At 37.8% G+C, this 13,641-nt stretch carries 13 protein-coding genes; 5 read left to right on the top strand and 8 right to left on the bottom strand.

Translation table 11 applies throughout. From position 1 onward, the window contains the following. Positions 1-3: 3 nt before the first annotated feature. A complete protein-coding gene (locus AC27E9_RS13685; protein WP_487131053.1) occupies positions 4-501 on the bottom strand; it encodes an NUDIX hydrolase in 498 nt (165 codons plus the stop codon). Further along, positions 494-1,111, bottom strand: coding sequence for a pseudouridine synthase (locus AC27E9_RS13690; RefSeq protein WP_487131055.1), 618 nt, complete (start codon positions 1,109-1,111; stop codon positions 494-496). The genes AC27E9_RS13685 and AC27E9_RS13690 overlap by 8 nt, the downstream gene beginning before the upstream one ends. A 170-nt stretch (positions 1,112-1,281) precedes the next feature. Between AC27E9_RS13690 and AC27E9_RS13695 the strand changes: the two genes are divergently transcribed. Together AC27E9_RS13695 and icd are read left to right on the top strand one after the other, a co-directional pair. Further along, a complete protein-coding gene (locus tag AC27E9_RS13695; protein WP_487131057.1) occupies positions 1,282-3,513 on the top strand; it encodes an NADP-dependent isocitrate dehydrogenase in 2,232 nt (743 codons plus the stop codon). 209 nt (positions 3,514-3,722) lie between these two features. Next, entirely contained in the window at positions 3,723-4,973 is a 1,251-nt protein-coding gene (gene icd / locus AC27E9_RS13700) for an NADP-dependent isocitrate dehydrogenase (protein ID WP_487131059.1), read from the top strand. An 87-nt stretch (positions 4,974-5,060) separates the two neighbouring features. Here icd and cspD read toward each other — a convergent pair whose 3' ends face one another. After that, positions 5,061-5,282, bottom strand: coding sequence for a cold shock domain-containing protein CspD (gene cspD / locus AC27E9_RS13705; RefSeq protein ID WP_487131061.1), 222 nt, complete (start codon positions 5,280-5,282; stop codon positions 5,061-5,063). A 212-nt stretch (positions 5,283-5,494) separates the two neighbouring features. Here cspD and clpS point away from each other — a divergent pair, with 212 nt between their 5' ends. Both clpS and clpA read left to right on the top strand, forming a co-directional pair. Further along, positions 5,495-5,815 carry an ATP-dependent Clp protease adapter ClpS gene (gene clpS, locus AC27E9_RS13710; protein ID WP_487131062.1) on the top strand — a complete coding sequence of 107 codons (321 nt, stop codon included), beginning with the start codon at positions 5,495-5,497 and terminating at the stop codon, positions 5,813-5,815. Between the two features lie 28 nt (positions 5,816-5,843). Continuing rightward, a complete protein-coding gene (clpA, locus tag AC27E9_RS13715; RefSeq protein WP_487131063.1) occupies positions 5,844-8,096 on the top strand; it encodes an ATP-dependent Clp protease ATP-binding subunit ClpA in 2,253 nt (750 codons plus the stop codon). 133 nt (positions 8,097-8,229) lie between these two features. On the opposite strand, the gene infA is transcribed toward clpA, so the two are convergent. After that, on the bottom strand, positions 8,230-8,448 hold the full coding sequence (gene infA / locus AC27E9_RS13720; RefSeq protein WP_011043571.1) for a translation initiation factor IF-1: 219 nt from the start codon (positions 8,446-8,448) through the stop codon (positions 8,230-8,232). Between the two features lie 84 nt (positions 8,449-8,532). Further along, complete coding sequence (locus AC27E9_RS13725; RefSeq protein ID WP_487131065.1) at positions 8,533-9,234, bottom strand: arginyltransferase; 702 nt, start codon at positions 9,232-9,234, stop codon at positions 8,533-8,535. A 215-nt stretch (positions 9,235-9,449) separates the two neighbouring features. Here AC27E9_RS13725 and AC27E9_RS13730 point away from each other — a divergent pair, with 215 nt between their 5' ends. Then, positions 9,450-10,577 carry a GGDEF domain-containing protein gene (locus AC27E9_RS13730; protein ID WP_487131067.1) on the top strand — a complete coding sequence of 376 codons (1,128 nt, stop codon included), beginning with the start codon at positions 9,450-9,452 and terminating at the stop codon, positions 10,575-10,577. A gap of 11 nt (positions 10,578-10,588) precedes the next feature. Here the strand turns inward: AC27E9_RS13730 and aat are convergent, their stop codons facing one another. The 3 genes from aat to ald form a co-directional block, all read right to left on the bottom strand. After that, positions 10,589-11,293 carry a leucyl/phenylalanyl-tRNA--protein transferase gene (gene aat, locus AC27E9_RS13735; RefSeq protein WP_487131069.1) on the bottom strand — a complete coding sequence of 235 codons (705 nt, stop codon included), beginning with the start codon at positions 11,291-11,293 and terminating at the stop codon, positions 10,589-10,591. A 3-nt stretch (positions 11,294-11,296) separates the two neighbouring features. Continuing rightward, a complete protein-coding gene (gene trxB, locus AC27E9_RS13740; protein WP_487131071.1) occupies positions 11,297-12,256 on the bottom strand; it encodes a thioredoxin-disulfide reductase in 960 nt (319 codons plus the stop codon). 238 nt (positions 12,257-12,494) lie between these two features. After that, a complete protein-coding gene (gene ald / locus AC27E9_RS13745) occupies positions 12,495-13,616 on the bottom strand; it encodes an alanine dehydrogenase (RefSeq protein WP_487131072.1) in 1,122 nt (373 codons plus the stop codon). Positions 13,617-13,641 lie beyond the last annotated feature (25 nt).

A 13,641-nucleotide genomic window follows, 5' to 3' on the forward strand; every position in this document is an offset into this window, starting at 1 on the left:
AGATTAAAGATTAGATTTTAAGTGACTTAACGGGATTTTTTTTCCACTAAGGTAATCTTCAATACATTCTAATACCAGTGGGCTACGTAATTGTGTTGATTTTTCTTTTATTTCTTCGAGGCTAAGCCAATGACAAGCAACAATTTCATCGTCTTCTGGTTGCGTTGCTAGTGGTTTTTCTAGCTCGATAACAAAGCAAAAGCGCAAATAATGTAGCTCAATACTTTCTCGATAATAGTAGTATATACCGCACAAATGTTGCGGTGATAATAAAAGCCCGGTTTCTTCCTTTAACTCACGCTTGATGGCGGTTATTAGATTTTCATGACTTTCTAGGTGGCCAGCAGGTTGGTTATAAACGGTTTCGCCATGTTCTAACTCTTCAACCAATAAGAACTTATTTTGGCAACAAACAACGGCCGCTACTGTGGTATTTGGTTTAAATTGCTCACTACCATGGGGGTTATCGGGTTGTTGAGTTTCAGTTAGCGGCTTATCCATGGGTTAGCCTCTTATATTGGCCGTTGTTGATATCGTCAATGGTCCATTTGCCAATACGATAGCGAATTAAGCGTAGGGTCGGAAAACCAATATGTGCAGTCATACGTCTAACTTGTCTATTTCGTCCTTCACTAATGGTAATTTCAAGCCATGTTGTCGGTATTGAAGCTCGTTCTCGAATTGGCGGGGTGCGCGGCCATATATTGGGTTCATCAATAATATTTATTTTAGCCGGTTTAGTTAACCCGTCTTTTAATTCAACGCCTTGGCGTAACGCGTAGATATCTTTTTCGGTTGGTACGCCTTCAACTTGCGCCCAATAAGTTTTCTCTGTTTTTTGACTTGGGTTAGCCAGCTTGTGTTGCAATTGACCATCATTGGTTAATAACAATAAACCTTCACTGTCTCGGTCAAGACGGCCAGCTGCATAAACATCTTTAATATTTATAAAATCTTTTAGTGTTTTTCTGTTTTGGTCATCGGTAAATTGGCTTAAAACATCGAATGGTTTGTTAAAAAGTACGATTTCAGTTTTAAAGTTAACTGGTCGTACCTTTGTGTTTTTTTGGGGGTTTCTGCGCGCAAACGCTTGTTTTTGCTTACTTGTCACTAAACTTTGCCTTGCTGAATTTGTGCTGTAGATAATTCATCTATTTTAATGCGCTTTGAATTCCGATACTATGCGCGCGCAAAATATTTTTTATCGATAAAATGAATATCAATTTAAATTGAATTTCTATTCATTTTATCGATTATTGACAAATCAGCAAAGGATTTTAAATGACCACAGATACATCAAAAATTATTTACACTATTACCGATGAAGCTCCAGCTTTAGCAACGCATTCTTTATTACCAATCGTTAAAGCTTTTACAGCGTCTTCTGCAATTGATGTTGAAACACGCGACATTTCATTGGCGGGTCGTATTATTGCCAACTTCCCTAAGTATTTAACTGCTGAACAAAAAATGGCAGATGCACTTGCTGAATTAGGTGAATTAGCGAAAACGCCAGCAGCAAATATTATTAAATTACCGAATATTTCAGCGTCAATTCCACAGTTGCAAGCAGCTATCAAAGAGCTACAAGCAAAAGGTTATAACTTACCTGATTACCCTGAAGAGCCGCAAAATGAAGCTGAAGAGTCAATCAAGTTAACTTACGCTAAAGTTTTAGGCTCTGCGGTAAACCCAGTGTTACGTGAAGGTAATTCAGATCGTCGTGCTCCTGGTTCTGTAAAGCAATACGCTCGCAACAACCCACATTCAATGGGTGCTTGGTCACCAACAACAAAATCTCATGTTGCACATATGCAATCGGGTGATTTTTACGGTAGCGAAAAATCAGCAACCATTAATGGCGCAACTAACGTTAAAATTGAATACGTAGCCCAAAATGGTGAAGTTACATTATTGAAAGAGCATTTAGCATTATTAGATCAAGAAATTATTGATGCTTCGGTAATGAGTAAAAAGGCTTTAGTAGACTTTTTTGCTACTGAAACTGAAAAAGCAAAATCAGAAGACGTTCTATTATCATTGCACCTTAAAGCAACGATGATGAAGGTTTCTGATCCAATTATGTTTGGTCATGCGGTTAAAGTATTTTATAAAGATGTTTTTGCTAAGCACAGTGAAACATTTGAACAGTTAGGTGTTGACGCTAATAACGGTATTGGTGATGTTTACGCTAAAATCGCTCGTTTATCTGATGAGAAGAAAGCAGAAATCGAAGCTGATATTACTGCCGTTTATGAAACACGTCCTGAATTAGCTATGGTTGATTCTGATAAAGGCATTACTAACTTACACGTTCCTAGTGATGTAATTATCGATGCCTCAATGCCAGCAGCGTTACGTGCTTCAGGAATGATGTGGGGACCAGATGGCAAGCAGAAAGAAACTAAGTTTATGATCCCTGATCGTAACTACGCAGGTGTATTTTCTGCTGTTGTTGATTTCTGTCGTGAAAATGGTGCATTTAACCCAACTACTATGGGTACTGTACCTAACGTCGGTTTAATGGCGCAAAAAGCTGAAGAATATGGTTCACACGATAAAACGTTTACCATGACAGGCGAAGGTACAGTGCGTGTTGTAAATGACAACGGTGAAACGTTAATTGAGCACAATGTTGCTGAAGGTGACATTTGGAGAATGTGTCAGGCGAAAGATGCGCCAATCCAAGATTGGGTTAAATTAGCCGTAACACGAGCAAAAGCGACAAATGTACCAGCAATATTCTGGTTAGATGAAAATCGTGGTCATGATGCTCAAATGATCAAAAAAGTGAATGCTTATCTTGCTGATCACGACACTACTGGTTTAGATATTCAAATCATGGCACCTGTTAAAGCGTGTGAATATACATTAGCACGTGTTGCTAAAGGTGAAGACACAATTTCCGTTACGGGTAACGTTTTACGCGACTACTTAACTGATTTATTCCCAATTTTAGAGCTTGGCACAAGTGCTAAAATGCTATCAATCGTGCCATTAATGAACGGTGGTGGTTTATTTGAAACTGGTGCTGGTGGCTCAGCGCCTAAGCACGTGCAACAGTTTGAAAAAGAAAACCACTTACGTTGGGATTCATTAGGTGAGTTTTTAGCATTAGCAGCTTCACTTGAGCATTTAAGTGTTAATACCGGTAATGCTAAAGCACAAGTTTTAGCGGATACGCTTGATCAAGCTACGGCTAAGTTTTTACAAGAAAATAAATCTCCATCTCGTCGCGTTGGTGAGTTAGATAATCGTGGTTCTCACTTTTATTTAGCAATGTATTGGGCACAAGCGTTAGCTGAGCAAACAAGTGATGAAAGCTTAAAATCAAGCTTTGTTGCTGTGGCTCAAGCATTAACAAAACAAGAAGATAAAATTGTTGAAGAGTTAAATGCTGCGCAAGGTCCTAGCATGGATGTTGATGGTTACTATTTTGCTAATGCTGAATTAGCCGCAAAAGCAATGCGTCCTAGTGAAACGTTAAATACTATCTTGTCTAGCTTACTATAAGTTAAGACTCAGCAAGAAAAGCTAGGCTACTGCCTAGCTTTTTTTTTGCTTAAATTCAGTAATAATTAAAACACTTGTTTTAATTATTCACCACAGTGATGTTCATTATCACTATTTCAGTATTAGTGTCATTGCTCTTTTTCATTTAATTTAATAAATAACGAATATAGCAAACGGCTATTTTCATTTATAAATTTAGGAGAGTTCATATGTCGGGTCATGTAAATATTCCTAGTTCTGGTGCTAAAATCACCTCAATTGATGGTAAGTTAACTGTACCGAGTAACCCTATAATTCCATTCATAGAAGGTGACGGTATTGGTGTCGATGTTACGCCACCTATGATGAAAGTAGTTGATGCAGCGGTAAATAAAGCATATGGCAATGATAGAAAAATTCACTGGATGGAAGTGTACGCAGGTGAAAAAGCGACACAAATGTATGATTCAGAAACTTGGTTACCCGATGAAACCTTAGCGATGTTTAAAGAGTATAAGGTTGGCATTAAAGGACCATTAACAACCCCCGTTGGCGGTGGTATGCGTTCGTTAAATGTTGCATTAAGACAAATTCTTGATCTATATGTATGTCAGCGGCCAGTGCAATGGTTTACGGGCGTGCCAACCCCTGTTAAAAAGCCAAGCGAAGTTGATATGGTTATTTTTCGAGAGAACTCGGAAGATATTTACGCTGGTATTGAATTCCAAGCTGGCACAGAACAAGCCACTAAAATGATTAACTTCCTAACACAAGAGATGGGAGCAACTAAAATTCGCTTCCAAAAAAATTGTGGGATAGGTATCAAGCCGGTTTCCAAAGAAGGTACGCAAAGGCTGGTTAGACAAGCAATACAGTACGCTATTGATAACGATAGGGAATCAGTTACCTTAGTTCATAAAGGTAATATTATGAAATTTACCGAAGGTGCTTTTAAAGACTGGGGTTATGAGCTTGCAAGGGAGGAATTTGGAGCTGAATTATTAAATGGCGGTCCTTGGTGTTGTTTAACAAACCCTAAAACAGGTAAAGAAATCATCATTAAGGACGTTATAGCCGATGCCATGTTACAGCAGGTTTTACTACGTCCAGCGGAATATAGCGTTATTGCAACGTTAAATTTAAATGGTGATTACTTATCTGATGCCTTAGCAGCTCAAGTTGGTGGTATTGGTATAGCACCTGGTGCCAATTTAAATGATGAAGTGGCAATTTTTGAAGCAACTCATGGTACGGCGCCAAAATATGCAGGGTTGAATAAGGTTAATCCAGGCTCAGTTATTTTATCGGCAGAGATGATGTTACGTCATATGGGTTGGGTTGAAGCGGCTAATTTACTATTGAAAGGCATGTCGGGCGCTATTAATGCAAAAACAGTAACCTATGATTTTGAACGTTTAATGGATAATGCAACCCTTGTTACTTGTTCTGAATTTGGTGATTGCATAATTGAACATATGTAAGTAATGAAATTAAATTTTCTTGTTCTCTAATAAAAAAACACAGCGCTTAGGCTGTGTTTTTTTGTTTTACCCATCAAAAGCTAAAAGTTACTCTTCTGCTTCTACATCTGATGGCGTAATGCTTGCCGCGTGGTGACCTTTTGGTCCGGCATTTAACTCGTAGTTTACGTCTTGACCCGCTTTTAATGTACGGTATCCTTCCATTTGAATTGTAGAGTAATGAGCAAAAATATCTTCACCACCATCCTCTGGACGAATAAAACCAAACCCCTTTGCATTATTAAACCACTTAACTGTACCGTGAGCCATACTTCAACATCCTTCTAAAATCATCGGTAATTAGGTATGCTTTCCTCAAAGCATTAAATTTGTATCAGAAGTGGACAAAAAACGCCCACCAAAGTAAATCGTAGATAATAAAAAAAAATAGTCAAGTGATAACTAGTATATATTAGTGATATTTGATTATTATTTTTTCAATTCTTAAAGCAAAAATTTAACTGACAGACTAATATAGAATTATGAGTAGATGGAAAGAGTTAATTGATGACCAAGCGGTTCTTGATGACGAGATAATTGAAGAGCATCAAAAACCACCAATGTACAATGTTGTTTTATTAAATGATGACTATACACCGATGGATTTTGTTATCGATGTATTGTGTAAGTTTTTTAACTTGAACTCAGAGCAAGCAACTGACGTAATGTTAGCTGTACATTACAAAGGAAAGGGGCGATGTGGTACCTATACAGCTGAAGTGGCAGAAACAAAAGTTGATCAAGTACTCAATTACGCAACAAGCAACGAACATCCGCTTAAATGTACCATGGAAAAAGCGTAATTACGCTAGATTTGAATTGGAGTAACCTATGCTAAATAAAGATTTAGAAGTATCGTTAAATATGGCTTTTCGACAGGCTAAAGAGTCTCGCCATGAATTTATGACGGTTGAACATTTATTGTTGGCACTGTTAGATAACCCTTCATCAATTGATGCACTGCATGCCTGTGGTGCAGATATGACAAAATTACGTAAAGAGCTACTTGCATTTATAGCTGATACCACACCCGTTATACCAACCGGTGAGGAAGAGCGAGAAACTCAGCCTACTTTAGGTTTTCAACGGGTGCTACAACGTGCGGTTTTTCATGTGCAATCTTCAGGGAAAAGCGAAGTTAATGGTTCAAATGTACTTGTGGCTATTTTTAGTGAGCAAGAGTCACAAGCCGCTTACTTTTTGAAAAAGTCTGATATTAGTCGCTTAGATATTGTTAACTATATTTCTCATGGTATCGCAAAAATAGAACAAGCGAATAATGATAGCCAAGAACCAGTTCAAGAGGGAGAGGAAGAGCCGCGCACTATTGAAAACTTTTCTACAAACTTAAATGAAGAAGCATTAAAGGGGAATATTGACCCGTTAATAGGGCGTGATAGTGAACTCGAGCGCACTTTACAAGTGCTAAGTCGCCGTAGGAAAAACAATCCGCTATATGTTGGTGAAGCAGGTGTTGGTAAAACTGCTATTGCCGAAGGGCTCGCAAATCTAGTTATTTCAGATAAAGCTCCTGAATTTTTAGCTGATGCGACAATTTATTCGCTTGATATGGGCGCATTATTGGCTGGCACAAAATACCGAGGCGATTTTGAAAAACGCTTCAAAGCGCTGTTAAAAGAGTTAGAACAAGACGGTAATGCAATATTATTTATTGATGAGATTCATACCATCATAGGTGCAGGTGCTGCATCTGGTGGTATGATGGACGCATCTAATCTGTTAAAGCCATTACTTTCATCAGGTAAGTTACGATGCTTAGGTTCAACCACTTATCAAGAATACCAAAGCATTTTTGAAAAAGATCGTGCATTAGCAAGAAGGTTTCAGAAGATTGATGTGGTCGAACCAAGTGTAGACGATACCACTAAAATTCTTCATGGCTTAAAAGACAAGTATGAATCACACCATGGCATTCGATACTCGAATAATGCCTTGCGCGCAGCCGCGCAATTATCTGACAAATATATAAATGAACGCTTTTTACCTGATAAAGCTATTGATGTTATTGATGAAGCCGGTGCGCGTCAGCAACTAGTTGCGCCTTCAAAGCGTAAAAAAGTGATCAGCAATACCGACATTGAAAATATCGTTGCGAAAATTGCTAGAATACCGGAAAAGTCAGTATCTTCTACTGAAATTGACAGCTTGAAAACTTTAGATAGAAACTTGAAATTGGTAGTTTTTGGCCAAGATCATGCGATCGATGAACTATCTGCTGTAATTCGTTTATCACGTGCTGGTTTAGGTAATGAGCATAAACCTGTTGGTTCATTCATTTTTGCTGGCCCAACCGGTGTTGGTAAAACAGAAGTTACTCAACAACTTGCGAAAGTATTAGGTGTTGAGTTGCTACGTTACGACATGTCGGAATATATGGAGAAACATGCTGTTAGTCGGCTGATTGGTGCACCTCCTGGTTATGTCGGCTATGAACAGGGCGGCTTACTAACCGATGCCGTGATTAAAAACCCACATGCGGTTGTTCTACTTGATGAAATAGAAAAAGCTCATGAAGATGTTTACAACATTTTACTACAAGTGATGGATCACGGTACGTTAACCGACAATAATGGTCGCAAAGCAGACTTTAGAAATATTGTTTTAGTACTGACCACTAATGCGGGTGTTGCACATACTACGAAACAGTCAATAGGCTTTAAACAGCAAGATAATAGTCTTGATGCGATGGATGAAATTAACAAAGTATTTTCACCAGAATTTAGAAACCGACTAGACAATATTGTTTGGTTTAATCATTTAAGTGATGATGTTATTCAGCAAGTCGTTGATAAATTTATTGTCGAATTACAAGTTCAGTTAGATGAAAAAAGTGTTTCTTTAGAGATCACTAAAGATGCTAAAAAATGGATGGCAAACCACGGTTATGATAAAGCAATGGGAGCTCGACCAATGGCACGCTTAATTCAAGAGCAATTGAAAAAGCCGCTTGCCAATGAATTATTATTTGGTGAGTTAACGCAAGGTGGCGTTGCAAAAGTAGCGGTTAAGAAAGACAAACTGGTGATTAACTACGAATCGAAAAAAGAGTTAGTAGAGCACTAATTAATTTATAATAACGTTAAAGAAGCTGAGTATTACTTGGCTTTTTTTATATCTTAAATTTAGTTGGCTAAAATTGAGATATAAAAAAACGCTTTAGACAAAACCTAAAGCGTTTTTTAAAAATGAATTATTTTTATCTAGCACGGAAGATAATACGGCCTTTAGATAAGTCGTAAGGAGTTAACTCAACAGTAACCTTATCGCCAGTTAAAATACGGATGTAGTTCTTGCGCATTTTCCCAGAAATATGAGCGGTAACAACATGACCATTTTCTAATTCAACACGGAACATAGTATTTGGCAAAGTATCTAAAACAGTACCTTGCATTTCAATATTTTCTTCTTTCGCCATTGGGCGCCAAACCTCTAAATTAGTGCGTAAATAAAAAGCTGCGCAGATAATGCCGAATTGCAACGCTAATGTAAAGCTATAGTGTTATTTATTTACTGTTTTCCACTGATTTTCGACTAAAATCTGATGGGGCTTAAAGCGGTCTTTATAATTCATTTTATTACATTCATTTATCTGGTATCCCAAGTAAAGAAATTCTCGCTCTAATTGCCGAGAAACTTCAATTTGTTTAAGAATAGAAACAACACCAAGTCCGTATTTTCGATAATCAGGGTGATAAAAGGTATAAACCGCTGAGAGCGCATTCGGGATGTCATCAGTTACCGCAACACTGATCAATTGCTTGTCATGCCATATTTCAATATATATTTGAGGTGCTATGTTACTACCAGCAAAACTTCTGAATTGCTCTGGCGTTGCGGGGAACATGCTACCGTCATAGTGAATTTCATTTATATATTGTTCATATAAAGGATAGTAGTTGTCTTTAATCGTATGGCTAACTCGAATGTTAAAGTGTTGGCTGCGCTTTAACAACCGCTTTTGGCTTTTCGATGGAGTAAATAAAGCACTGACAACTCGAAGAGATTGACATGCTTGACATGTTTGACAGTGAGGGCGGTAAATGTCATCGCCACTGCGTCTAAACCCTTGTTGCATAAGCCAACTATAATGTTCACTGTCATGTAAGGCTGGGTCAACTGCAACTAATAGCCTTTCTTGTTGATCAGGCAGGTAGTTACAGGGAAACGATTTCGTAATACCAAGCTTGTAATTTAAACTCATTAAGAACCTTTATAACGCAGTAAGCGTATTGGTATGCTGTTTTCTATTATTTGTTATTATAGCAATTATTAAAGCTAAGCTTTTGCTTTTATTGCTCGCAAGGCATTGTTACTAATGTATAACTTTGTTATTCGTTATTGTTTATACTAGAATTTGGTTATCGCACTAATATATAAATTAGGTAAATAATCTTAGAAAAGTAAGGTATTTATTCATTGAAAAACTCTGCTGAATGGAAGGAATACGCCAATGAAATTCAACACACAGTAAATCGCTCAAGCATCCAGTGGATGCTTATCCTCGTTGCTTTCTTTCAAGTTATTGTTACTTTATATCTTGTGATAGATAAATCATCATTAAAACAAGGTTCAGTACTTGCGTATACGCTTGCTATTTTAAGTTTGATTTTTGCTACTCAATATTTTTGGGAAAAATCTCTGCATGTTGTGAAATTTTTTATCTCGTCTGTGATGTTGTCTATCGCTTGGCTTTGTTTAGCGTATATTATATTTAATCAGTGGGGTAAGCTGGAGTCAGCTTCCGATTTACTAGTTATTGCTTTTATTTGTTCAATTCTCGCTTATTATTCAAATCTAACTTTATTATATATATCGTCTTTTTCGATCGCTGCTATCTATTTAGCACTGCAAATTCAGGTTCCACAAACTGCATTTGATTTATTCATTTCTGTAATTAAGTTTCCGGTATTACTTATCCTTTTTATGCGTACCATGCGCCAGTTGTTGCTTAAAGGGCAGTATCATGTGGTTAAAAATGAAATGTTAAAGCGCCAGCTACAACGCTTAAATATTATTGATGATTTAACGAAAATTCAAAACCGTAAAGGCTTTAGGCTTGCTATGACAGCGGCTTTGGCAAGTGCACACAGATTTGAACTTGGCTTTTCATTACTGATATTAGACGTCGATTTTTTCAAGCAATATAATGATAATTTAGGTCATCCTGAAGGAGATAAATGTTTAGTTAAAATTGCCCAACTATTAACGGACATATTTCAAAGAGAAACCGACTCAGTAACCCGCTTAGGTGGTGAAGAGTTTGCTATTTTAATTCCTGATGTAGATTGGCATAGCGCCGATATTATTTGTCAACGTATTCACAAAACTCTTGAAAGCGAAGCAATTATTCATCCTGACTCATCAGTTTCTAATATTTTAACGGTTAGTATTGGTGCGGCGATATATAAAAATGGCGATGATGAAAAGTCAATATACGCACGTGCTGATAAGGCGCTGTATCAGGCAAAAGCGCAAGGACGTAATGGAAGTGTTATTTTGGCCAATGAAGAAGCAGCAACTACCGCTGAATCAGCTATTGATTAAGCTAATTATTTCTAACTCAATTGTCGTGCTTGCCAAAACTGAGGTTCAATAGTAATGCTTTTTGCTAGTTGTTGCTGTTGAATAAATGCTGGTCGTGAAACTTCGATGCAACCCATAGACTGTAAAAATGGATTTTGCATTTGGCAATCAATAAAGTTTACCCCTATCGATTTTAATAGTTTTGCTAAATATACTAAAGCGACTTTTGAGGCATTAGTTTTGGTGTAAAACATTGATTCACCAGAGAAGTAGCCATTTATCGCGATGCCATATAAACCGCCAACCAGTTCGTTTTCTTGCCACACTTCAATCGAATGTGCTTGCCCTTTTTGATGTAGTGCTTGATAAGCTTCTAACATAGGTTGAACAATCCAAGTTTCCTCTGTGCGAAATGGTGCATCGGCGCAATAAGCGATAACTTCTTGAAAGGCTTTATTTAGGGTAACCGTATAGGGCTTTTTTTTTAGAAACTTACTAAGGGTTTTATTAACTCTTAATTGTTCTATATTGATAATTGCCCGTGGATCTGGACTCCACCACATGACAGGTTCGCCATCACTAAACCAAGGAAAAATTCCTTGTTGATAGGCCTGTAATATTCTTTTCGGTGTTAAATCATCACCGAAGGCGAGTAAACCGTTAGGCTCATTTAATGCTGTTGAAACGTCTGGAAAAGTAGAGCTATCCAATGATAACCAAGGAATAGCTCTATTCATATGCTAGTGGCTGCCTTTTGCGTCAAGGTAACGTTCGGCATCTAGTGCTGCCATACAGCCTGCACCTGCAGAGGTAATAGCTTGGCGGTAGATGTGATCAGCAACATCACCAGCAGCATAAATACCTTCAACACTGGTTTGTGTTGCATTGCCATTGGTGCCACTTTGAATGGTTAAGTAACCATCTTTCATTTCAAGTTGATCTTTAAAGATATCAGTATTTGGCTTATGGCCTATGGCAATAAATACGCCCATTACGTCAAACTCTTCGGTTGCTTCAGATTGTGAACTTTTCAGTCTTACACCTGTAACACCCATGTTGTCACCTAGTACTTCATCTAGCGTGCTATTAAGATGCAATACAATGTTGCCATTCTCAACTTTATCCATTAAACGCTTTGTTAAGATTTTTTCAGAACGGAAAGTATCACGGCGATGCACTAAATGAACTTCAGAAGCAATGTTCGATAAATAAAGAGCTTCTTCAACGGCAGTATTACCGCCACCAACAACCGCTACTTTTTGATTACGATAAAAGAAACCGTCACATGTAGCACATGCTGATACACCTTTACCCATAAAGGCTTCTTCTGATGGTAAGCCAAGATATTGTGCAGAAGCACCGGTACAAATAATTAAAGCGTCGCAAGTATAAGAGCCAGAGTCACCTTTTAACTTGTATGGCTTCTCACTAAAATCAACTTCATTAATATGATCAAAAATGATTTCTGTATCAAATTTTTCCGCATGCTTTTGCATACGTTCCATTAATGCAGGACCCGTTAAATCATCAGCGTCACCAGGCCAGTTTTCAACTTCGGTTGTGGTGGTTAATTGACCACCTTGCTGCATACCTGTGATCATCACTGGCTTTAAATTTGCGCGTGCAGCGTAAACAGCTGCGGTATAACCGGCAGGGCCAGAACCTAAAATGAGTAACGGGCAATGTCTTGCTTCGCTCATGAACTACTCCAAAAGAAAATATATTGATGTTTTTAATGGTTGGGATTCTAAGGGAATATCTCAAGAGAGCAACAAAGAAATAATTATAAATAATTACCAATTTTATCAAACTGCAAGCTTAATGTTACAAATTAGCTATTTGAAGGCATGCAAAATCTTGAATTTATAAGGATGAACTGCAATAGAATAAAAAAAGCCGTTATTGAAAATAACGGCTTTAGATAAATTGCTTACTTAATTAAAGTGTTGCGATGGCGTCTTCTGCAGTCACATAATCATAGCCAAGTACATCAGCAACTGGCTTGTAAGTAATTTTCCCACCTAGTACGTTTAAGCCTGCCATAAGGTGTGCGTCATCAAGCATAGCTTGTTTTGCGCCTTTATTTGCTAACGTAACAGTAAATGGCATAGTTGCATTTGTTAATGCCATTGTTGATGTTCTAGCAACACCACCTGGCATGTTAGCAACACAATAGTGAACAACATCATCAACAACATATGTTGGCTCTTGGTGTGTTGTTGCTTTTGATGTTTCAAAACAACCGCCTTGGTCAATTGCAACGTCAACAACAACCGCACCTTTTTTCATCATTTTAATATGTTGCGCTGTAACTAATTTCGGTGCAGCTGCACCTGGAATTAATACGGCACCAACAACTAAATCAGCTTCTACAATAAGTTGGTCCATAGCATCAGCCGTGGAATAAACCGTTTTTAAACGACCATCAAATTCAGTATCAAGTTGACGAAGACGAGGTAATGAACGATCTAAAATAGTTACGTCAGCGCCCATTCCAACAGCCATACGAGCCGCTTGTGTACCAACAACACCACCACCAACAATTAATACTTTTGCCGGAGCAACACCAGGAACACCACCTAACAATGCACCTAAGCCACCTTGTGCTTTCTCTAAAGCATGTGCACCAGCTTGGATAGACATACGGCCAGCTACTTCAGACATAGGTGCTAATAACGGTAAGCCTCCGCCATTTTGTGTTACTGTTTCGTAAGCAATACAGGTAGCGCCTGAAGCAATTAATAGTTCAGTTTGTTGTGGGTCTGGTGCTAAATGTAAATAAGTAAATAATACTTGCCCAGGACGAAGCATTTTACATTCATTTGGCTGTGGTTCTTTTACTTTAATAATCATGTCAGCAGTTGCGAAAATTTCTGCTGCAGAGTCGATAATTTTTGCACCGGCTGTAATGTATTGTTCATTATCAAAACCGATTGCTGCACCACCATTATTTTCAACGATAACGTCATGGCCATTTACAACTAATTCTTTAACGCCAGCTGGAGTTAAGCCAATGCGGTATTCGTGGTTTTTTATTTCTTTTGGTACACCAATAATCATAGTTCTATCTCTCCTCAAAAATATG

The organism is Colwellia meonggei, assembly GCF_057537295.1.